The sequence below is a fragment of the Algoriphagus halophilus genome (assembly GCF_900129785.1).
Taxonomy (GTDB): Bacteria; Bacteroidota; Bacteroidia; order Cytophagales; family Cyclobacteriaceae; genus Algoriphagus; species Algoriphagus halophilus.
On sequence record NZ_FSRC01000004.1, the window covers coordinates 284,094 to 304,550 of the forward strand.

Consider the following 20,457-nt stretch of genomic DNA (forward strand, 5'->3'; position numbering starts at 1 on the left):
TTGCATAGTAAAAGGTAACAAAAAATTACCAAATGTCAGGAGGGCAGGTGATTAGTCTATAATTCTGAGCTTCGCAAAGCTAAGTAATAAAGTCTTCTCTCCAAAATGTTCGAATTGAATCCTTGCTTTTCTATTAAGTCCTTCAGTTTCAATTTTTTGAACTTTCCCAAAACCAAATTTGGGATGTTCCACCAGTTGTTCTGCTCTTAGGTTATTGGTATTGGAGGGTTTAAAATCAGGGCTGGGGGTATGTACCTTCATGCCACTGGGAACTCTCGATTCTGGCTTTTTCTTGATTCCAATGAACCCAGAACTAGCCTCTGTATTAGTTGTTCTACCCGGTAATCCTTCTCTTCTAAAAGCTCCAGGCATATCCCTACTGGCCATACGTTTGTTGACTTTGATGCAATTCGGGTCTACCTCTTCCAAAAACCGGCTAGGTTCACAATTTAACAACCTCCCAAATCTGTAACGTGTCAAGGCATAGGTAAAGTATAATTTATCCATGGCTCTGGTGGTGGCCACATAAAATAATCTTCTTTCCTCTTCCAAATCCTCTCTGCTTTGCATCATCATTTGGGAAGGAAATAGGTCTTCCTCTAATCCCACCACAAATACCTGCTTAAATTCCAGGCCTTTGGAGGAGTGGATAGTCATTAGGGTAATCGCCTCTGTTTGATCCTTGTCCTGATCGTTATCAGTAAGCAGGGCAATTTCCTGTAAAAAGGCACCTAAACTCTTGTCCTCATTTTCAGGATTATCTACGTATTCCTTGATGGCGTTGAGGAGTTCCTGAACGTTTTCGTATCGATTGAGCCCTTCAATGGTTTTATCCTCGTAAAGCTCCCGAAGCAAGCCACTTTGCTTGGCAATATTATTTGCCGCTTCGTAGGCATCTTTGCGCTCCACGTCAATTTGAAAAGCCTTGATCAAGGTGGCGAAATTATCAACCGCGTTGCCAGCTCTTCCAGGTAAAAAGCTGTGCGCATTCGTGACTACTTCCCATAAAGGGATATCATGTTCATAAGCTGCTACCAGCATTTTCTCTACGGAAGTATCTCCTACTCCTCGTTTTGGATAATTGATGACTCGTTTGAAGGCTTCTTCATCTGCAGGGTTAACGGTGAACCGCATGTAGGCCATCAAATCCTTGATTTCCTTTCGTTGGTAGAAAGAGAGGCCTCCTACTATCTTATAGGTCAGATTCATCTTTCTCAAGGCCTCTTCTATCGATCGTGACTGAGAGTTGGTTCGGTACAAAATAGCAAAGTCATTATTGCTGAGCTTTTTGTTGTTCTTTTCTTCGAAAATCGTGTTGGCCACGATTCGCCCCTCTTCATTATCCGAACTGGCTTTGATCAATTCGATTTGATCTCCATCCGGATTAGAAGTCCAGACCACTTTCTTCAGCTGGGCCTTATTTTTATCGATGATGGAGTTAGCCGCTTCCACGATGGTTTTTGTAGAACGATAGTTTTGCTCCAGTTTCACCACAAAAAGGTCTGGATAGTCCTTTTCAAAATTTAGAATGTTTTGAATGTCGGCTCCTCGGAACGCATAGATACTTTGAGCATCGTCACCTACTACGCAAATGTTTTGGTGTACCGCAGCGAGCTTTTTGGTAATCAGGTACTGGGAAACGTTGGTATCCTGAAACTCATCCACCATGATGTATTTGAAGCGCTGCTGGTACTTATTCAACACGTCCAAATGATCCCTGAACAGGATGTTGGTATTGAAAAGCAAGTCGTCAAAGTCCATGGCTCCCGCTTTGAACAAGCGTTCTTGGTAGCGTTGATAGATTTCCCCCATTTTGGGCTTCATCGCAGCCTCATCATCCGCTTTGACAAAGGGATCGTTTTGATACGCTTGCCAGGAGATTAACCGGTTTTTAGCTCCCGATATTCTGGAAAGAACTGTATTGGCTTTATATACTTTATCATCCAAATGCATCCCCTTGACAATGGATCGGATCAAGGATTTGGAATCATCTGTATCGTAGATGGTGAAATTGGAAGGGTATCCAATCTTTTCCGATTCTACACGAAGGATTTTTGCAAAAACCGAATGGAAGGTTCCCATCCAGGTATTTCTTGCTTCCAAACCGGCCAAAGATTCAATCCGGTGCTTCATCTCACTTGCAGCCTTGTTGGTAAAGGTCAATGAGAGAATATTGAATGCATCTACACCTTTGGCGTAGATTAAATGTGCTATTCTATAGGTGAGTACCCTAGTCTTACCCGATCCGGCTCCTGCAATAATCATCACAGGGCCATCAGTATGTTCTACAGCTTCTCGTTGGGGTGGGTTTAAACTATCTAGGTAATCCATTCTAAATCAACTCTATTTTATTTACCTGGTTAAGAGAAATTTCATCTCTTGGACTCTTCATCGAAGGCTAAGGTTTAGGTATCTCGCCCTTATCCAAAAAAGGTTATCTTTTTTTAGAAGTCACTTATTACTTACCTCAGTAAAGAATTTTTTGCCAATTAAATTCTTCTTCTAAAACTGAAAGGGATTAACCTTTTCTGTAATACTCCTATTCTCCTTGGATGGTTTTGAAAAGGTAAAAGATAATACCTCTAACATCTTTTCAGGTTTTTGGAAAGGTAATCACGGTCATGAAGAAAAGCCTTCTTGATCAAAATATTCCGGTCAAATTGTGTCGGAACACAACTATAAATTTGAAGAAAATGGTCAATTGCTTTCAGACTTTAATCCCTATGGTTTTTTCCAAACGCTCATTTGATGAGTCTGCAAAATAAATGAATTCGAAGTGAATATAAGTAATCAGCACTTCTTTGTTTCAAATCTCACAGAATCTTGGGGCAATGGATTAAAGCTTCCATCTTTTATGACTCCACAAATAAAGATCTGGTTGGGCACGAATGTTTTGTTCAAGTCTTTTACAGAACTCATCTGTAATGCTATGAGGAGCGTGATCAGCATAGGGAGGATTGGCTAAATTTGAAAATTCAAATGTATAGTGTCCTCGTTTGATTTTAGTGATGGTACCAAAAAACACTGGTAACTCCATCTTTTTGGCCATAAATTCCCCGCCTTCAAAAAACAGGGCCGGTCTATTTAAGAATTCCCGCTGATACCTAGTTTCAGAAACTGGAGGTCTTTGGTCTGCCGCCAAATGGACGATTCTCGGCTTTTTACGCATTTGAATCATACTCTTTCTAAAATCTTTCTTTTCGGTCATGACACCTCCCAGCCTGGTCCTGATCTCGAGCATCATTTTATTGAAAAAGGCATTGTTCAGTTTCAAATAAACGGTTTCTGCCATCACCTGCGTATTAGAAGCAACTCCCAAAATGGCCATTTCCCAATTGAAGATGTGCCCAGCCATCATCAAAGAACTTTTACCACCTAATACAGGAGCATCTACCAGTTCTTGGTTGACCACGTGAAAACGTCTCTTCAGCTCTTTTTCAGAAATGGTCAGCATTTTAAATGTTTCAGCAAAAAATGCGTCGGTGAAATTTCTATAGAATTTGTTTCGAATGTCTTTTCTCTCTTTTTCGGATTTCTCAGGAAAGGCGAATTTCAAATTTTCATCAATTACTTTTTTGCGGTATCTAATAATGTAACGTGCTATTAAATACAGGACATCTGAGAATAAATAGAGGACTGGTAATGGTAATCGGGAGAAAAGCCTTAATAAAAACATCCTTAATTAAATTGGAAATACAGAATTTTTAGAGAGGGTTCATGAACGTATTTTATGCAATATACGTTCGAATTATTCTTATTTTCTAGTTATAATATACCTCAATCATTACTTTTGAGACTTATGTCGGAAGTTCAGCGCAGAAAATATTCTCAAGAGCAAAAAAATGCCATCTTCGATGGAGAGTTTATGCCCAACATAGACTCCATGTATAATTTTGCTTATCGACTCACCTTTGATGAGGATGATGCCAAAGACTTGGTGCAGGATACTTATTTGAAAGCCTACCGCTTTATCAATTCTTTTGAGCAAGGAACCAACGCGAAGGCTTGGTTGTTTCGAATCCTGAAAAACAGCTTCATCAATGAATACCGCAAGAAAAGTAAGCAACCTGCCAAGGTAGATTATCAGGAAGTTGAAACTTATTACAACTCTGATGATGTTGATTACCAAAGTACTACTGACCTCAGGGCAGAATCAGTAAAAGGAATGCTGGGAGATGAGATCTCCAATGCATTGAATAGCCTTGCAGTGGATTTTCGGACCGTTATTATACTTTGTGACCTAGAAGGATTTACATATGAAGAAATGGCCAAGATTTTGGATATTCCGATTGGGACAGTGAGATCTAGGCTTCACAGAGCAAGAAATCTACTCAAAGAAAAGCTTAAGGGCTATGCCCAGAATATGGGTTATGACACAGACGAGGAGGAAATTTAAAGAAGATTTAGCATGGATATGAATGAAGAAACATCTGAGTCGCGAAAGTTAAAGTGCGATGATACCAGTAGGTGCTTTCAGCTGTTAGAAAGTATTCTAGACGGAGAAATAGACAATTCAAAAGAAGTTCTCAAAGAGAAGTTGGCCAAGTGTCAACCTTGTTTTGAACACTTTCATTTAGAACAAGCAATCCGTGATGTGCTGAAGACCAGATGCACCAAGCAAGAAGTTCCTACCGAATTAGCTGATTGTATCCGCCAAAAAATTCAAGAGATCAAATAAATATGACTCAAGGAAAGGCTATTATTTTTTCCGCTCCCTCTGGATCGGGCAAAACTTCGTTAGTCAAACACTTAATTCAAAAAATCCCAACCTTGGGATTTTCTATTTCAGCCTGTACTCGGGACAAACGTGGAAGACACGAAGTGCATGGCAAGGACTATTATTTTTTAACTCAAGAACAATTTAAGCAGCACATCGATAACGGAGACTTCATTGAATGGGAAGAAGTATATGCAGGTAATTTTTACGGCACCCTCAAAGAAGAAATCCAGCGAATCTGGGATGCAGGTAAAACCGTGATCTTTGACGTAGATGTCAAAGGCGGATTGGCTTTGAAAAAGTATTTTGGGGACCAGGCCTTGGCCATATTCGTAAAAGTCCCCTCTCTAGAAGTTCTCAAGACTCGATTGAATGATCGGGGAACAGAATCTGACGAGTCTCTTTCCAGAAGAATTTTCAAAGCGGAATTCGAGATGAAATTTGAGCCTCAATTTGATGTGACGATCGTCAATGATGATTTTGAAGTATCTTCAGCAGAGGCGGAAAAATTAGTCAGAGATTTTATAGCCAAATAGAATTTTGAAAATCGGACTCTATTTCGGCTCCTTCAATCCCATTCATATTGGTCACCTGATCATTGCAGACACCTTGCACGATCAAACTGACTTAGATCAGGTTTGGTTTGTGGTCAGTCCCCAAAACCCCCTAAAGAAAAGACAGTCCCTAATTCATGAATTTGACCGCCTGAAAATGGTGGAATTGGCGATAGAGGATAATTTTCATTTTAGGGCTTCTGATGTGGAATTTTCCATGCCGAAGCCTAGCTATACCATCGATACTCTTGCCTATCTGACGGACCAATATCCACAACATCAATTCTGTTTATTTTTGGGTTCAGATAATTTGACCCAACTCAAGCGTTGGAAAAACTATCAGATGATCCTGGATAACCATGAGATTTTTGTGTATCCGAGACCAGGAGAGTTAAAGAACATTGATCATCCTAACATCAAAATGGTGGACGCTCCTTTACTGGATATCTCTGCAACTTTTATCCGAAAATCCATATTGGAAGGAAAATCAGTGAGGTATTTATTACCTGATGGGGTAGCAGAATATATTCGGGATAAGAAATTGTATTTGTAGATTACTGTTCTTAATCACATAAAACCTTGCAATAGGGCCTACTTTTTATTTTCTTTAAAGTAAACCCAGAAACCGACTTTTTTCTTTCCTTCAAAGACAAGTTAATGCAAAAACATACATATGGTAGTGGGCTGATTGGTAACTGTGCTTATATCGCTCATGTAGAAAAAGATACCAATATCAGTTGGTTATGTCTTCCAAGATTTGATTCTGATTTTATTTTCGGAGGCATGTTGGACAGGGAAAAAGGTGGGAAGTTCACCATTTTACCAGAGTCTGAAAATTTTGAAACCTCTCAGACATACTTAGAGAATACGAATATTCTGGAAACGACTGTGACCTATGGTGAAAACAGTTATAAGGTCACGGATTTTGCTCCCCGATTCAAAAACTTTGATCGGTATTATAAACCATTGATGCTGATCCGTAAAGTGGAAAGTCTTTCAGGATCTCCAAGGATAAAAATTAACTGTGAGCCGGTGACGGATTATGGGAATATGGCTTTGACTCCAAGTATTGGTAGTAATCATATCCGATACATGGGCATAGATCAGGAGCTTAGACTGACTACCAATGCACCGATGTCCTACATTGTGGATGATAAAGCATTTGCGATTCACCGTCCAGTTTATTTGGTCTTGACTTATGGTAGACCCTTGGAGGCTCCCATCGAGACAACTTCCGAACGGTTTTTGCATGCTACCGCTGCTTATTGGCAGGAGTGGGTAAAATCCACCAGTATTCCGAATTTTCATCAGAAGTTGGTGTTACGATCGGCACTTATTCTTAAAATCCACCAGTATGAAGATACAGGAGCCATCATAGCTGCTTCTACCACGAGCTTACCGGAGTCTCCCAATTCTACCCGAAACTGGGATTATCGCTATTGCTGGATCCGTGATACCTATTATACCTTGACTTGTTTCAATAGTTTGGGACACTTTGAGGAGTTGGAAAAATATTTTGAGTTTATTCATAATCTGAGACCTGTAGAAGGTGGTCGATACCAACCTTTGTATTCCATTACCGGTGATTCCTTATTGACGGAAGAGATTTCTAATTTGGATGGGTATTTGGGAAATAAACCTGTCCGGTTTGGTAATCAGGCTTATACTCACATCCAAAATGACTTGTATGGTCAGGTGTTGGTATCCTTGCTTCCCTTGTATTCTGACCAACGATTTACCGAAGAGGAGAGAAGCTCTTCTAAACCCATGATCATGAATTTGCTCAATAAAATTGAGGCCACCATGCATGAGAAGGATGCAGGGCTTTGGGAGTTTAGAAATTTAGCCCAAGAGCATTGCTACACCTTTTTATTCCATTGGGCTGGTGCTTGTGCCGCAGCGAAAATCGGAATCCGATTGAAAAGTGATGACATGTACCAAAAGGCGATCTATCTTCGGGATGAGGCCATCAAAAAAATAGAGTCCTGTTACTTGCCGGAAAGAAAAGCCTATGCACAAGCAGTAGGGTCCACTTACATGGATGCCTCTACTTTACAATTGATAACTATGGGGTATTTTGGGGATGATCTGGAACGTGCCAATGACCACTTGAAAGCATTGGAAGAGGAATTACTGGCCAAGGATTTCTTGTTCTACCGCTATAAGCACATGGATGACTTTGGAGTACCGGAAACGACTTTTCTCATCTGTGCATTTTGGTATATAGAAGCTTTGGCTTGTGTGGGAAGAATCAGTGAGGCGGAGGAAGGCTTTGAGACCCTAACTAAGTATTGCAATCATTTAAACTTATTTTCGGAGGATGTAGACCAGAAAACAGGAAGTCAATGGGGGAATTTTCCTCAGGCATATTCCCATGTAGGCTTGATGAATGCAGCATTCCGAATCGGAAAAAAATTGGATAGACCAAACTTCTTGTAATAGATTAAGACCTTTGAGGTTTTTAAAACCTAGACAATTCTAATTTCCTATTCAGGCTTATCCTGGATAGGATTTTTTTTAAATGGCATTTTAGAACTAGTACAATACTTGTAGCTTCATCTGTTTATCAATTATTCTATTCTATGAATATTCAGAGAATCACCATGCACCTGTTAGGTTTTTGCATTTTCCTCTTGGTAGTTTCCTGTGCATCCAATCCCTATAAGAAGATTAATAAAGAACACCGAAAGAGTGTCAAAGAGGTGGCTGAAGCCTATCGAGTAATTCCTCCCACAAAAGAAGAGCTGGATTATGATACCCTCAGTATCACTGATGAATGGGTGGGGACTACCAATTTCAGCATCAGAAGGCCCAATTTTGTGATCATTCACCATACGGCTCAGGATTCTTTAGAACAGACGATTTCAACTTTTACGAAAAGCAGTACCCAGGTGAGTTCGCATTATGTGATCGGGAAGGACGGGACGATCGTTCAGATGCTGAATGATTACCTCCGTTCCTGGCATGCAGGGAGAGGTAAATGGGGGAGCGTTACTGATTTGAATTCAGTTTCCATTGGGATTGAATTGGATAACAATGGTTTTGAACCCTTCTCTGAGGAACAAATCGTAAGTCTATTAGTGCTTTGTAAGCGATTAAAATGGAAATATGGGATTCCTACTGCCAATTTTATCGGGCATTCGGATATCGCCCCTTCCAGAAAAGTAGATCCTAACAGGTATTTTCCCTGGAAACTGCTAGCTGAAGAAGGATATGGGTTTTGGTACGATGAAGAAGTGGTCCAGCCTGCTATTGACCCGATTAATGGGGTGGATCTTATTGAATTAGAAACCATGGATTCTTTACCTCAAGACGCATTTGATCCTATTATAGCGCTAAGAATTATTGGATATGATGTAAGTGATCCTGCCTTGGCAATTCAATCATTTAAGCTCCATTTTGTGCAAAATGAAGTGGATAGTGAACTTACGGATTATGATATCCGAGTTCTAAAAAATTTATATAAAAAATACCTGTAACAGCTGCTACAGGTATTTTTTAAGCTGCTTAACTTTCAGCCAGTTTATGGAGTAGCTGCCTGACTTGTTTCACGGATTTAATATTATAATTCGCCTGCGTATAAGCATAACCTACTCTAATGGAATAGGCATTTTTTGGCATTGCTTTGAAGGTGTCCTCATCAGTCCAGTCATCTCCAATCGCCAAAATAAAGTCAAATTCATGCCCTTTCATCAAAGAGTTTGCAGCTCTTCCTTTGTTGATGTCTGGTCGTTTAATTTCCAATACCATATTCCCTTCCAATACTTGCAGATTATGACCTCTGGCCATGTATTTCAAGTGACTGAATAGTTCGCGCATTCTCAAATCTCCCAGTCCACTTTCTACTTTTCTATAATGCCATACCAGCGAGTGGTGTTTTTCTTCAATAAATGCTCCAGGAGTTCTCAGAACGTAGTATTCCATAACTGATCGGATGTCATCTTTCCAGCTATCATCTACTTCTGCATATAATTCCCAGTCTTGGGAATGGTCTTTCCTATGCACCCAAACTCCATGTTCGGCAATCATATCAATCTGCTGTCCTTTGAACCATTTTCCTAAGGTGTCTTTATCCCGGCCGGAAATGATGACCACTTGGGCTTTTCCGCTGAGTTCTTTTACGAGACTTTTTAATTCAGTATCAGGTACGGCATCTTGAGGGTTGGCTTTGAAACCAGTCAAGGTACCGTCATAATCTAAAAAGAAGATCGGTGATTTTGCCTTCTTAAAGCTGGCCTGAATCTCATTCATGACTTTGGCATCTACATCCTTCGAGGTCAATTCAGCTTGTTTTGCTTTGACATGCTCGATTCGATCCATGAAAACCTTCACCCATTGAAAGACATCGTATTTCTTGAGACTTTCCTGCATGGTGCTAATTCGAAGCTTTTGCTCTTCTTCACTCATGGAAAGCGCTTGATAAATAGCGTCCACTACTCCTTGTCTATCATTAGGATTGACGAGGATGGCATCTTGTAGTTCCTTGGAAGCTCCAGCCATTTCAGATAGTATGAGAACTCCCTTTTCATCATTTTTACTGGCCACGAACTCTTTACAGACGAGATTCATTCCATCTCTTAATGGAGTGACCAATGCGATATCAGACATGCTATAAAAAGCACTTAATTCTTCAAATGGGAAGCTTCTATAGAAATAATGAACAGGTACCCAATCTAAGGTGGAATATTCACTGTTGATTCTTCCGACCAGCAAATCAATTTCTTCTTTCAGCTCTTTATAAGATTGAACCCGGTCTCTGGAAGGTACCACAATCATGATCATGGAAACTTTCCCTCGAAGTTCTTTGTGTTGTTTCAATAGCTGATCGAACACATGAATCCGTTGGGGAATTCCTTTGGAGTAATCCAAACGGTCAATAGTCAGGAGTAGAGTCTGGTCTCCGACTTTCTCCCGGAAGTCCTTGACAATATTTTGTGTTTTTCGACTTTTGGCTTGCTTGGCAAACTTGTGGTAATCAATTCCCATTGGGAAAGAATCCACATTGATGATTCGATTCTCTGCTTGAATGTAGCCACTTTCTCCTGACATGCCGGTAATTCTACCTACGGCACTTAGGAAGTGACGCATATCATCATATGTGTGGAAGCCAATTAAATCTGCGCCACAAACTCCTTCAAGCAGTTCTCTTCTCCATGGAATCATCCGGATAATTTCATAGGAAGGGAATGGGATATGTTGGAAAAATGCGATGGTAGCATCGGGAAGAATTTCCCGGAGCATTTGAGGGAGCAACATCAATTGATAATCATGAACCCAGATGGTATCGTCAGGATCAGCTTTTTTTACAATAGCGTCACAAAATTTCTGGTTTACTCTGACATAGGCTTCCCAGTGATCCGGGTTGTACACCATGTATTGAGTAAAATAGTGAAAAGCCGGCCACAGGGTCTCATTACTAAACCCCTCGTAAAACTGCTCGACGTCTTTCTTTGAAAGAAATACAGGAGCCATTTTAAGCTCATGGAGCTCAAGAATGATCTCTGCTCGTTGTTCGGCATCGTCTACTGTATTACCAGGCCAGCCAATCCAGATATTTTCTCCTGATTTGTAAATGGAGTCAAGTCCAGTTGCAAGCCCTCCAGCACTAGGTTTGAATTCGAATTTGCCATTGCGGTGTCGCAAACTAATGGGCAATCTGTTGGATACAATTATGGTTTTTGCCATGGGTGGTTTTAAGTTGAAAAGCGAGAATGAAAAGTGTTTTCCATTCAAAAAAGGCCTATCCGAGAAGATAGGGATAATACCTGTGATTTAAAACAAAAACAGGGCTAAAAGCCCTATTCTTAACGGTTTCTTTGGTTTTTATTAATCTTTCAAATGCAAAAAAGCATAAAAAAAGCAGTCCGTTTTGGGACTGCTTTTTCTTAGTTGGATTGTGCTAATCTTTCGGGTTTAGTACTGATATTATTCCAGATAAATTCCCCGACAGAAAGGCCTTGAGTCACCCCATAATCAATAGCCGGCATATAGTGGATACCTCCATAAAAACGGCTGATAGCAGCCTCTTTATAGGCTTGACTGAAAGAATCATATTCTCTGATAGGTAGACCGTAAGCCACTTCTGAACTGTCAACTAAATGAAACTCATCCCCGAATAATTGGCCTAAGGTATAACCAGCAGCTGAGGAAGCTACGCTATGCCCACTGGTGTGTTCTGGGAAAGGAGGGGTCTGTAAAATCGGTACCCATTCCTCATCGATGTATTGATTGATGTAAGTTTCCGGTCTGATTAAGTTGCTGCGATATTTTTCATCCCAACAGGAAATAAATGCCTCATTTAGGGCAATTCCAGTCAAGGCAAAAGTTTCTGCGGTACCTTTCCAATCTTTGCCGGCCGCTTTGCTGGCTATACCAGCAATGCTCATCCAGTGACCTCCTGGAGTGATTTTTTTCTCAGCAAACATGACATGTCCTTTGACATTCATTTTATAAGGATTGCAATCCCAGAATAAAGCAATGTTTTTCTGTTCTTCATCTGCCGTAACAGCTGCATCATACACTTCTTTTGCCGCATTATAAAACTCTGACCCTGGTTCGCTTGAAAACTTAGGTGGAGCAAGCGGCTTAAACTGGGCTGCTGAATCCAATACAAATGTTCTGATTTTATTCCAATGAGGCTCAATTGCCTCCATGTAAGCAGGAGGAGTAGGTTCCCAAGTTCCAATTTCCCCTGTTACAGTAAATTTGGGGAAGGAACGACTCTGATGATAATTGTCTTTAGAAGAATAGGCTTTGATTACATCACCCACTTCTTTACCAAATTCAATAGATGCTTCAAATACATCGTCAGGAATTCCTTTTTCCTTCAGTCCTGCATAGGCTGCATCTCTATGCTCGTTCATCATATCTTCAGAGAAAATTAAACCGGTACCTACATGGTAATATGCTGCAAGGGAAGCAAGCGGTAGGTACACCTCCTCAGAAGGAGTAAAGGTGGTTTTTTCTGATCCATTTAGCTGACCTAATAAGGAAACGTAATTGGGGTCGGTAGCTGCAGCAACCTCATAGGCAGCCAAGCTTGAATAGGAATAAATCCTTGCAGCCACTGGGGGTGAAAAGATATCATGAATAATGACCTCAGTAATCCTATCCTGTGCTTTGATTAAATAATGGCCATCAGTAATGGCATTGGAATAATCGACTTGTTTTTGGCATGAAAGCATGCTAAAGAGCAAGCCTAGGCCAAGTATGGTTTTAAATAAGCGCATTATGTGATTTTCAAATTGGGAATGTTGGGGTACAAATTTAAGGTAATCAGGAGTCAAGCTCAAGTTTTTTATAAATTCCTCAATCGTATTTAGATGGCAAAACTATTGGAAATAAGGGATTAAGCAAATGGCAAGGCTTAGGTTTTATCCCAATAAACTTTACCTGAATTAGAAGTAGTCAATAAATACTTCTCACTTAACACCTGAATTGGAGCTATTCTTCTGATTTCTAACTGACTTGGTATCCTAAAAAACGAAATTATTCTGCTCCAAGTTCCAATTTGGTATTTGCATGTTTGATAAGAAAGCACGTTATTTTTTCCTAAAATTCTTAAGGGAGTTGATAGACAGACTGTTTTTCCGGAGAAAATCAATTGAGAAATAAGGCAAAAACTGATCGGGTATATTGATGGGCATCACTTGAAATCCCAAATCTCAGCCTGAGCACTATTTTTTACTACCAGTAGTTTTTTGTTTTCAAGAAGTCCAAAAGCTCGGATATCCCCATCTAATTTGAGACCATGCGCTGCATTTTTCCAATAATCAAAGGTTCCATCTCCTTTACCTAATAAGACCTCACCATAGCTGGCATCATATTTACCCACTTCCGGTTTGGCCTGGGATAGGTTTCCTCCCAAAATCAAATCCAAATTTCCATCCTCATTCAAATCTAAAACTGCAATTGCAAAAACGTAGGAACGTTGAGCTAGGATAGGAAATGGTTTCCAGGAAAAGTTTCCGTTTCCTTCATTCATAAGCACTCCGGATTCTAAATTGTTAACTTCATTGATGATGGACTGATTGACAATTTCAGAAGGGAAAATATCTGTTAATGATTCATTATTGTAATTACTATAGCGTATGTATTTCTTTTTGACCGAAGGAATTTGACGCTCTAGTTCATGTTTTAAAGTATATGGGACTTGAACTCCTCCCACTTCTTGTGTAAAAATTTGTTCGACAGATCCATTTTGATCAAAGTCATTTAAAAACATTTTAACAGGGGAATCAGAAGTGATTTTGAATCTTGAATTCAGTCCATTGTTCCCTAGAATCAAATCTGGCAATCCATCGTTATTCAAATCTGCTACTTCCACTGCTCGATACCATCCTTTCAAGGTCTCCAGTTCTGGCATTTCGATTTTTTCTAGTCTGCCATTGATGTTTTTCAGGAAGATTGGAGCAGCCCATTCCCCAACTAAAACCAAATCCTCGTTTCCATCCTGATCCCAATCAAGCACGGTGGCATCGGTAATCATTCCAAGATCTTTGAGGATAGGAGCAAGGGTAGTCGACTCCTCTGTAAAATTGCCATTTCCGTCATTGATCCATAGTTGACTGCTCGCATAGGCGCCATAAGTGAAAGGAACCAGCCTTCCCCCTACAAATAGATCTATTGCACCGTCTTTGTTGATGTCGATTGGTTTGACGGAACTGCTGCTCCCAAAAACGGTAGCAAATCCGGCCGAAGAATTCTTGGTGAAATTTCCTTTTCCGTCATTTAAGTATAGCCGGTCTGCCAGATCTATCGATCCAAAACCAGATTCATTGCCTCCAGATGTTACCATCAAGTCCATATCGCCATCTCCATCCGCATCGAAAAATACCGCATCGGTATCCTCAGATTGTATATCTTTTACAAATGCATCTTGCGGACTTTCATAGTATTTTCCAGAAGATGTAGCGAGAAATAGTTTCGCAGAGAAGGTTTTAGCTCCTCCAAAAAAGAGATCCTCCAGCCCATCACCGTTTACATCGGCTTTCGCAAATGCCGGCCCTTCGGTGGAATACATGATATAGGTGAGTCGGTCCCGATCAAAGTCCACGAATGCATTTTCTTCATGAACGAAGCTTAAGCCCGGGTTTTCAATTTTATGGAATTGTTGGTTGTTAGGTTTTTCAAAGAAGGGCTTTTCAGAGAGTATTTCTCCCGCATCTTCCCAATTCAATTTGAGTAACTGATCGACTGCTTGATTTTTTAGTTCTGTGTATTTTCCGTCTGGCCAAAGAATTTCAATAGATTCAACCTTTGTCAACTCCCCTAAACCTATGGTGATTTTCGGGTCTACTGAGGATTGAAAACCCCGGTTTGGCATTTGTTCTGAATAGAATATTTTTCCTTCTGCTTTCAGACGGATTTGTGTTCCTATGGCATGGGTATTTTTTTCTTTACCCTCCAGTTGAATTTGAATAAAGTGATGAGTTGGGTAAATGGATTTTCCCTGATTTTTGAAGATCTGGGAAGGTTGATTGACATTGTTTACCACCAAATCCAGCGTGCCGTCGTTGTTTAAGTCTCCGTATGCGGCACCATTTGAATGGATTGCTTTACCAAGTCCCCAGTCCTCAGCTATATTTTCAAATTTCAATTCACCCAAATTACGGAATGCGTAATTTGGTATGGGATTGATTGGTATGGGGTCGACTAATGCTTTAAAATTCACTCCTTCCTGAGAGATGATTTGACTTTTGGTTTTATCATCGTCAATGAAATTTAAATAATCAAGGTCCGTAATGTCCTGATAGATGCCATTCGCTACAAAAATATCCCTTAATCCATCATTGTCCATGTCAAATATCAGTGCTCCCCAACTCCAATCCGTAGCCTCTACATTGCTGAGTCTACCTATTTCGCTGAATGTACCATCCCCATTGTTAAGGTGGAGCATATTGCGGGAAAGCTGATAGTGATACCCGTAGGTCTTGTTGAATTGGTATTTATCCCAATTCTCAAAAGTAGTGACCTGCTTTAGCCGGGTTTGTGATTCCGGAAGCATGTCAGTCACAAAAATGTCCAAAAGACCGTCTCCATTGATATCAGCTATGTCAGCCCCCATGGATGCTGCGCTGATAGAGCGCATGGACTTTTCCAATGATTCTGTGAAGGTGCCATCTTGATTATTAATATAGAGGTAGTCCTTTTCGAAGAAATCATTGGAAATAAAAATGTCAGGCCAGGTGTCCTGATTGACATCCCCGATGGTAATCCCCAGACCAAAACCGATTACGGAACCATAAATGCCGGCTTCTTCGGATACGTCCTGGAATTTTCCATCATCATTCCGATAGAGTTTATCACCTCCAACATTGTCCCGTTTGATCCTTTCGTTCTGCATTTTGTTGAAAGTACCGATCGCTTGGTAAGAATTATTCAGCAAATAGACATCCAGGTCTCCATCTTTATCATAATCAAAAAATACTGCATGTGTGGAAAATCCTTGATCAGCCAATCCATAAGCCTCGGCCATTTCTAAGAAGGTCCCATCTCCCTGATTGATAAAAAGTTCGTTTTGTTTGTTATCTCCTGAAATGTCACCAGAGTTGCAAACATAAATATCCAGAAATCCATCTCCGTCTACATCAGCCATGGAGACCCCGGTGCTCCAGGCACGAGCTCCTGCCACTCCAGCTTGTTCTGTGATGTCTTCAAACTTGAATTCTCCTTTATTGAGATAAAGTTTGTTGGGTCCTAAGTTAGCCGTGAAGTACAGGTCAACTAGCCCATCGTTGTTGATATCTCCGATAGCCACTCCACCGCCGTTATAGTAGTTCCGGTAAGTGAAAATATTGAAATCTTCACTAAAACTTAAGTCATTCCGGAAATCTACCCCTGAACTAGTCTTGTCAATTTCCTGAAATAGGGTAGTTTTTTTTTCCGTTTCTTCTTTACAGGAAAAAAGTGAAACTACTAGAATAAGGCTTGCAATATGATTCCTCATGAAATACGATTATCCTTTGTTATTTTTCTCTGATGAGAAACCCGAATTCTCAAGACACACATCAGAGAGGTGTTTTTTTGAAGCCCAGGTTTGTTGGTTACTGACCATTTTTTCCAAGGTCAACTGGGTTCCAATCCCATGTTTTAGTCCAATTATAAAACCTTTTCTACCTATTCTTCCAAAATCAAGTTGGAATAAGAAAAGGGGGAAATAAACGGTGGAACTATTCGTGAAATTCAAAAACCAATGGCACATCATTATTTCGTAATACTACTAAATTTGGTCTGTTTTCAAGATTGATTTGAAGAAAATCCCGGATTTCACCAGGGACAAATAAACCGCTTTCTTCCGGTATTAAGGTTTTCCATTCATTTTTTCCATTTGGTTTCAATACCCAGCCATAGCTTCCCATCTGACTGCCTAATTCTGGTTTGATCCTACTTTGATTTCCTCCAAAAATCAACAAAGGCTCTCCTGATTCTCCAGTTATAGAAGTGATGGAATAGACAGGAGCAGATTGAATTTCAGCAGGTAAATCAGTCATCTTGAAATTACTTTTTCCGTCATTTAGCCATAGGCTAGTTTCAAGAGTACCAGCTGTTAGAATTAAGGAATTAGCCCAAACAGCTTCAGGGAAAAGATCTTCTAAAGACTTGTTTTGGTAGGATTCGTAGGTCAGTAATTGCTTTCGCAAAGAGGGGAGTTGACGTAGTAAAGCAGGCTTTAGCACCCAAGGAATTGTTCTTTGATTTTCAAATTGGGAAAGGATTTGATCCAAGGTTCCATTTTGATCAAAGTCATTCAGGATCATTCTGAGTTGAGAGTTGCTATTGCTATGAAGTCGGGAGTTTAAGCCATGATTCCCAGCTAGAATATCAGGATGGCCATCCATATTGACATCTGAAACAAATAGGCAATTCCAAAGACCACTTGAATTTTCAAAACCAAAATCGGAAGTTTTTTCAATTAATTTATTTCCCTCAAAACTAAATATCCGAATGGACATCCATTCTCCTGCCACAATTATTTCGAGTTTCCCATCTCCATCCAAATCGGCCAAATCTCCGCTAGTCAGCATCCCAATTTTGGAAAGTTCAGGGTTTAGACTCTGAGAAATTTGCTTAAAACGTCCCATTCCATCATTCTCCCAGACTTGCAGGCCAGTCGGGATTCCATATCCAAATGGTATTGCTCGGCTACCGACGATCAAATCCATATCTCCGTCTTCATCAAAATCTAGAGAAAGAAGAAAGGCGGTTGGGTTTGAAGAAAAGAATTGAGGTGACTTTTGGAAGTTTCCAGTTCCATCATTCAGATAAAGTCGGTCCGAATAAGCTGGCGAATTATCACCAAACTCGATTCCCCCACTTCCTACCAGTAAATCAGGCTTTCCATCACCGTTAGCATCAAAAAAATGTGCGGTGACATCTTCGGAAATTGCATCCGAATCAAAGAGTTCTTCTTGGTGGGATATAAATTGACCTGTTGGATTTTGGATCAGCAAGATAGAGGTTTGTTCTTTCGCCCCTGGAATGAAAATATCTTCCAAACCATCTCCATTCACATCTGCTTTGGCGGCTTTTGGTCCCTCATTGCTGATCATCCAAAATCGTAAGCGATCACGATCAAAATCAATAAAGTTGCTCTCCTGATGCTGAAACGGAAATTTTGTGTCTTTTTGAATGAATAGCGTTCCTGGATTTTTCTCTAGGTTTGGGTTTATTTTGTCCTCCTCTTTTGGGATAAGTTTCAGTGCCTGATTGGCTTGAACATCTCTGATAATTTGGATTTTACCGTCTGGCCAAAAAATCTCTAGGGAATCGAGTTTTTCAATAGTACCCAAGCCAAAATGCATCCGAGGATCAACCGAAGACATGTAACCTTTGACAGGTTGATACTCCTGAATGAATTTTTGATCGGATGCATAGGCGATGACTTTGGTGCCAAATTCCTGACCTAGCTCTATGCTCAGGTAGTTTCCGATATTTTTGTCGGAACTGGTATTTCGGTAAATGAAAGCTCGGTCATTTAAATTATTTATTACTAAGTCAAGATCTCCATCATTATCTAAATCCCCATAAGCTGATCCAGTGCTGAAAGTAAGCTGGTCTAAACCCAAATTTTGAGCAAGGTTTTCAAAATTCCAGTTGCCTTGATTTTTAAAGAGAAAGTTTTGCTGGGGGGTAGAAGGAAATGCATCAATCATTTTGGTCAAAAGGATGGAGTCTTTCTGAAAACCTTGAATTTTCTCCTGATTGTTGACATAGAAATCTACGAAATCAAAATCAGTCAAATCTTTCACAATTCCATTAGTGACTAATATATCCTTCAGTCCGTCATTGTCCATGTCGAAAATCAAGGCTCCCCAACTCCAGTCTGTCGCTTCTAATCCGGCCATTCGACTAACTTCTGCAAAAATGGGGGTTTGAGTTCCAGGTCTGAATCCTAAGTTTCTTTGAAGGGTATTTCTTGTGAATTGTTGATGGTATCCAGCCTTAATATTAGATTGAAATTTGTCCCATTCTTCAAAAGGAGTTTTCGTTTTGACACGAGAAAGTTCCTTTGGCAGCATTTCTGTGACAAAAATATCTGGCCGAGTATCATTGTCCAGATCGGCAATATCAGCTCCCATACTTCCCAAGCTGATCTCAGGCAGAAGATCTGGCAGAACTTCAGAAAATGTTCCATCCTGATTGTTCAGGTAGAGATAGTCCCGTTCAAAAAAATCATTGGAAACATATAAATCTGGCCAATTATCATCGTTTAGGTCAGCTACAGTGACTCCAAGACCATATCCTATATTACTCCCGTATATTCCAGCCTCCTCAGATACATCCGTGAAGATATCTCCATCGTTTCTGAATAACTTATTTCCTCCTTCGGGATCACGGATTTCACGTTGCCCAACCCTAAGGTCATAAATCCCTATGGATCTTGCCGAATTACTGAGTAGGTACATGTCCAAATCTCCATCTTTGTCAAAATCAAAGAAGACAGCATGCTGGCTCAGTCCTTTTTCAGCAATTCCGTACTCTTTTGATTTTTCTGAAAAAGTGAGGTTATTATTATTGATAAAAAGTTCATTATGGCGTTTATCTCCACCTGGAGGGCCCGATTTGCAAATGTAAAGGTCCAATAAACCATCCCCGTTTACATCAGCCATACTTACACCGGTAGTCCAATATCCAGTTGAGCTAAGTCCAGATTGGTCGGTAATGTCTTTAAATTTAAGCCCCCCTTGGTTCAGATATAGTTTGTTAGAAGTTTGATTTCCGGCTAGGAAAATATCAATTAAACCATCATTATTAATATCGCCTAATGCTACTCCTGCTCCGTTGTAAAAATTACGAAAAGTGTAGGGATTTACTTTTTCGGTGTAAGTAAGATCATTTCTGAAAGATATCCCTGAATCTTCCTCTGAAAGAAGTTGGAAAAGTACGTCATTACTTTTCTCTTCCTTTTGGCAAGAAAGGCACGAAATAAATAAAATAATAAGGAGGGTTTTTTGCTTCATTGACAATGTTTAGAAAGCGGGGAGTGAACAAAAGAACATTTCCTTTTTAAAAGAGCTCAGATTCTATTGCTTACTTAAGTTTTGAATCAGGTTAGAAATTCATTTTTAATTGCCTGGACTTATTTGCATGATTAATTGCTTTAGTTTTTTATGAATCTACCAGTTTGTTTGATTTTGCCAAAGCGAGAGTAACATTTTACTCGATAAGAAAATTTAGAAGAGGGTTTCCTAGTTTATAAAATCAACTTCTCTTCCTTGGAAAAAGGTAAAGGGCTTTTAAAGTCTTCAATACTTTTAAATCCAATATCAGAATTATTTCCATTGCCATAAATTAAAAGCGGAGTTCTGACTGTGGTGAATTTGTTTTTTGAAGTTAAATCATACATCAAAACAACTGGTTTAGTAAGGATTATGAACATTTGAAGAACCAATTTTAGTTTTTAATGCTACTTTATTTTCGTGGCCCTTGACTAATTTATTCTAGTTAGGAAGGCTAACTATTTTAAACTTATTCAGAAATAAAATCAAGATCATTAATTTTTTTTAGGAAGGGTGTTATGGATGGTTCTATTGCTAATTAAATATTTTTACAATTATCTTTTGTTTTGTTTTAGATATGCAAAATTATTTTTTAAAATTGCTTCGAGGCATGTAAACTCAAAACTTCAATAAAAAATTGTCAAAAGCTTTGTTTTAAAGCGGAAATTTTTTTCACCAGTTTTGA

12 protein-coding genes are annotated in these 20,457 nt (G+C 39.7%); 6 read left to right on the plus strand and 6 right to left on the minus strand.

Annotated elements, in window-relative coordinates; genetic code table 11:
* Positions 1–51 precede the first annotated feature (51 nt).
* On the minus strand, positions 52–2,331 hold the full coding sequence (locus BUR11_RS20195) for an ATP-dependent helicase (RefSeq protein WP_074226841.1): 2,280 nt from the start codon (positions 2,329–2,331) through the stop codon (positions 52–54).
* Between the two features lie 505 nt (positions 2,332–2,836).
* Positions 2,837–3,676, minus strand: a complete 840-nt coding sequence (locus tag BUR11_RS20200; protein WP_074226842.1) for a lysophospholipid acyltransferase family protein — start codon at positions 3,674–3,676, stop codon at positions 2,837–2,839.
* Between the two features lie 123 nt (positions 3,677–3,799).
* Between BUR11_RS20200 and BUR11_RS20205 the strand changes: the two genes are divergently transcribed.
* From BUR11_RS20205 to BUR11_RS20230, 6 genes are all read left to right on the plus strand, one after another.
* Positions 3,800–4,396, plus strand: a complete 597-nt coding sequence (locus BUR11_RS20205; RefSeq protein ID WP_074226843.1) for a sigma-70 family RNA polymerase sigma factor — start codon at positions 3,800–3,802, stop codon at positions 4,394–4,396.
* 12 nt (positions 4,397–4,408) lie between these two features.
* Positions 4,409–4,678 (plus strand): anti-sigma factor, encoded by a 270-nt coding sequence (locus BUR11_RS20210; protein WP_074226844.1) that lies wholly within the window; start codon positions 4,409–4,411, stop codon positions 4,676–4,678.
* 2 nt (positions 4,679–4,680) lie between these two features.
* Positions 4,681–5,253, plus strand: a complete 573-nt coding sequence (gene gmk, locus BUR11_RS20215; protein WP_074226845.1) for a guanylate kinase — start codon at positions 4,681–4,683, stop codon at positions 5,251–5,253.
* 4 nt (positions 5,254–5,257) lie between these two features.
* Positions 5,258–5,824 carry a nicotinate (nicotinamide) nucleotide adenylyltransferase gene (nadD, locus tag BUR11_RS20220; RefSeq protein ID WP_074226846.1) on the plus strand — a complete coding sequence of 189 codons (567 nt, stop codon included), beginning with the start codon at positions 5,258–5,260 and terminating at the stop codon, positions 5,822–5,824.
* A gap of 104 nt (positions 5,825–5,928) precedes the next feature.
* A complete protein-coding gene (locus BUR11_RS20225) occupies positions 5,929–7,710 on the plus strand; it encodes a glycoside hydrolase family 15 protein (RefSeq protein ID WP_074226847.1) in 1,782 nt (593 codons plus the stop codon).
* 143 nt (positions 7,711–7,853) lie between these two features.
* On the plus strand, positions 7,854–8,750 hold the full coding sequence (locus tag BUR11_RS20230) for an N-acetylmuramoyl-L-alanine amidase (RefSeq protein WP_074226848.1): 897 nt from the start codon (positions 7,854–7,856) through the stop codon (positions 8,748–8,750).
* 28 nt (positions 8,751–8,778) lie between these two features.
* Here BUR11_RS20230 and BUR11_RS20235 read toward each other — a convergent pair whose 3' ends face one another.
* The 4 genes from BUR11_RS20235 to BUR11_RS20255 all read right to left on the minus strand — a co-directional run bounded on the left by BUR11_RS20235 (position 8,779) and on the right by BUR11_RS20255 (position 19,733).
* Positions 8,779–10,956, minus strand: coding sequence for a bifunctional alpha,alpha-trehalose-phosphate synthase (UDP-forming)/trehalose-phosphatase (locus tag BUR11_RS20235; protein ID WP_074226849.1), 2,178 nt, complete (start codon positions 10,954–10,956; stop codon positions 8,779–8,781).
* A 200-nt stretch (positions 10,957–11,156) separates the two neighbouring features.
* Complete coding sequence (locus tag BUR11_RS20240; RefSeq protein ID WP_074226850.1) at positions 11,157–12,500, minus strand: vanadium-dependent haloperoxidase; 1,344 nt, start codon at positions 12,498–12,500, stop codon at positions 11,157–11,159.
* 416 nt (positions 12,501–12,916) lie between these two features.
* On the minus strand, positions 12,917–16,219 hold the full coding sequence (locus BUR11_RS20245; RefSeq protein ID WP_074226851.1) for a VCBS repeat-containing protein: 3,303 nt from the start codon (positions 16,217–16,219) through the stop codon (positions 12,917–12,919).
* Between the two features lie 223 nt (positions 16,220–16,442).
* Positions 16,443–19,733, minus strand: coding sequence for a VCBS repeat-containing protein (locus BUR11_RS20255; RefSeq protein ID WP_074226853.1), 3,291 nt, complete (start codon positions 19,731–19,733; stop codon positions 16,443–16,445).
* Between the last annotated feature and the right edge of the window lie 724 nt (positions 19,734–20,457).

Coding starts and splice junctions, on each gene's coding strand:
- BUR11_RS20195 (WP_074226841.1), bottom strand. CDS start 2,331: ATGGATTACCTAGATAGTTTAAACCCACCCCAACGAGAAGCTGTAGAA.
- BUR11_RS20200 (WP_074226842.1), bottom strand. CDS start 3,676: ATGTTTTTATTAAGGCTTTTCTCCCGATTACCATTACCAGTCCTCTAT.
- BUR11_RS20205 (WP_074226843.1), top strand. CDS start 3,800: ATGTCGGAAGTTCAGCGCAGAAAATATTCTCAAGAGCAAAAAAATGCC.
- BUR11_RS20210 (WP_074226844.1), top strand. CDS start 4,409: ATGGATATGAATGAAGAAACATCTGAGTCGCGAAAGTTAAAGTGCGAT.
- gmk (WP_074226845.1), top strand. CDS start 4,681: ATGACTCAAGGAAAGGCTATTATTTTTTCCGCTCCCTCTGGATCGGGC.
- BUR11_RS20225 (WP_074226847.1), top strand. CDS start 5,929: ATGCAAAAACATACATATGGTAGTGGGCTGATTGGTAACTGTGCTTAT.
- BUR11_RS20230 (WP_074226848.1), top strand. CDS start 7,854: ATGAATATTCAGAGAATCACCATGCACCTGTTAGGTTTTTGCATTTTC.
- BUR11_RS20235 (WP_074226849.1), bottom strand. CDS start 10,956: ATGGCAAAAACCATAATTGTATCCAACAGATTGCCCATTAGTTTGCGA.
- BUR11_RS20240 (WP_074226850.1), bottom strand. CDS start 12,500: ATGCGCTTATTTAAAACCATACTTGGCCTAGGCTTGCTCTTTAGCATG.
- BUR11_RS20245 (WP_074226851.1), bottom strand. CDS start 16,219: ATGAGGAATCATATTGCAAGCCTTATTCTAGTAGTTTCACTTTTTTCC.
- BUR11_RS20255 (WP_074226853.1), bottom strand. CDS start 19,733: ATGAAGCAAAAAACCCTCCTTATTATTTTATTTATTTCGTGCCTTTCT.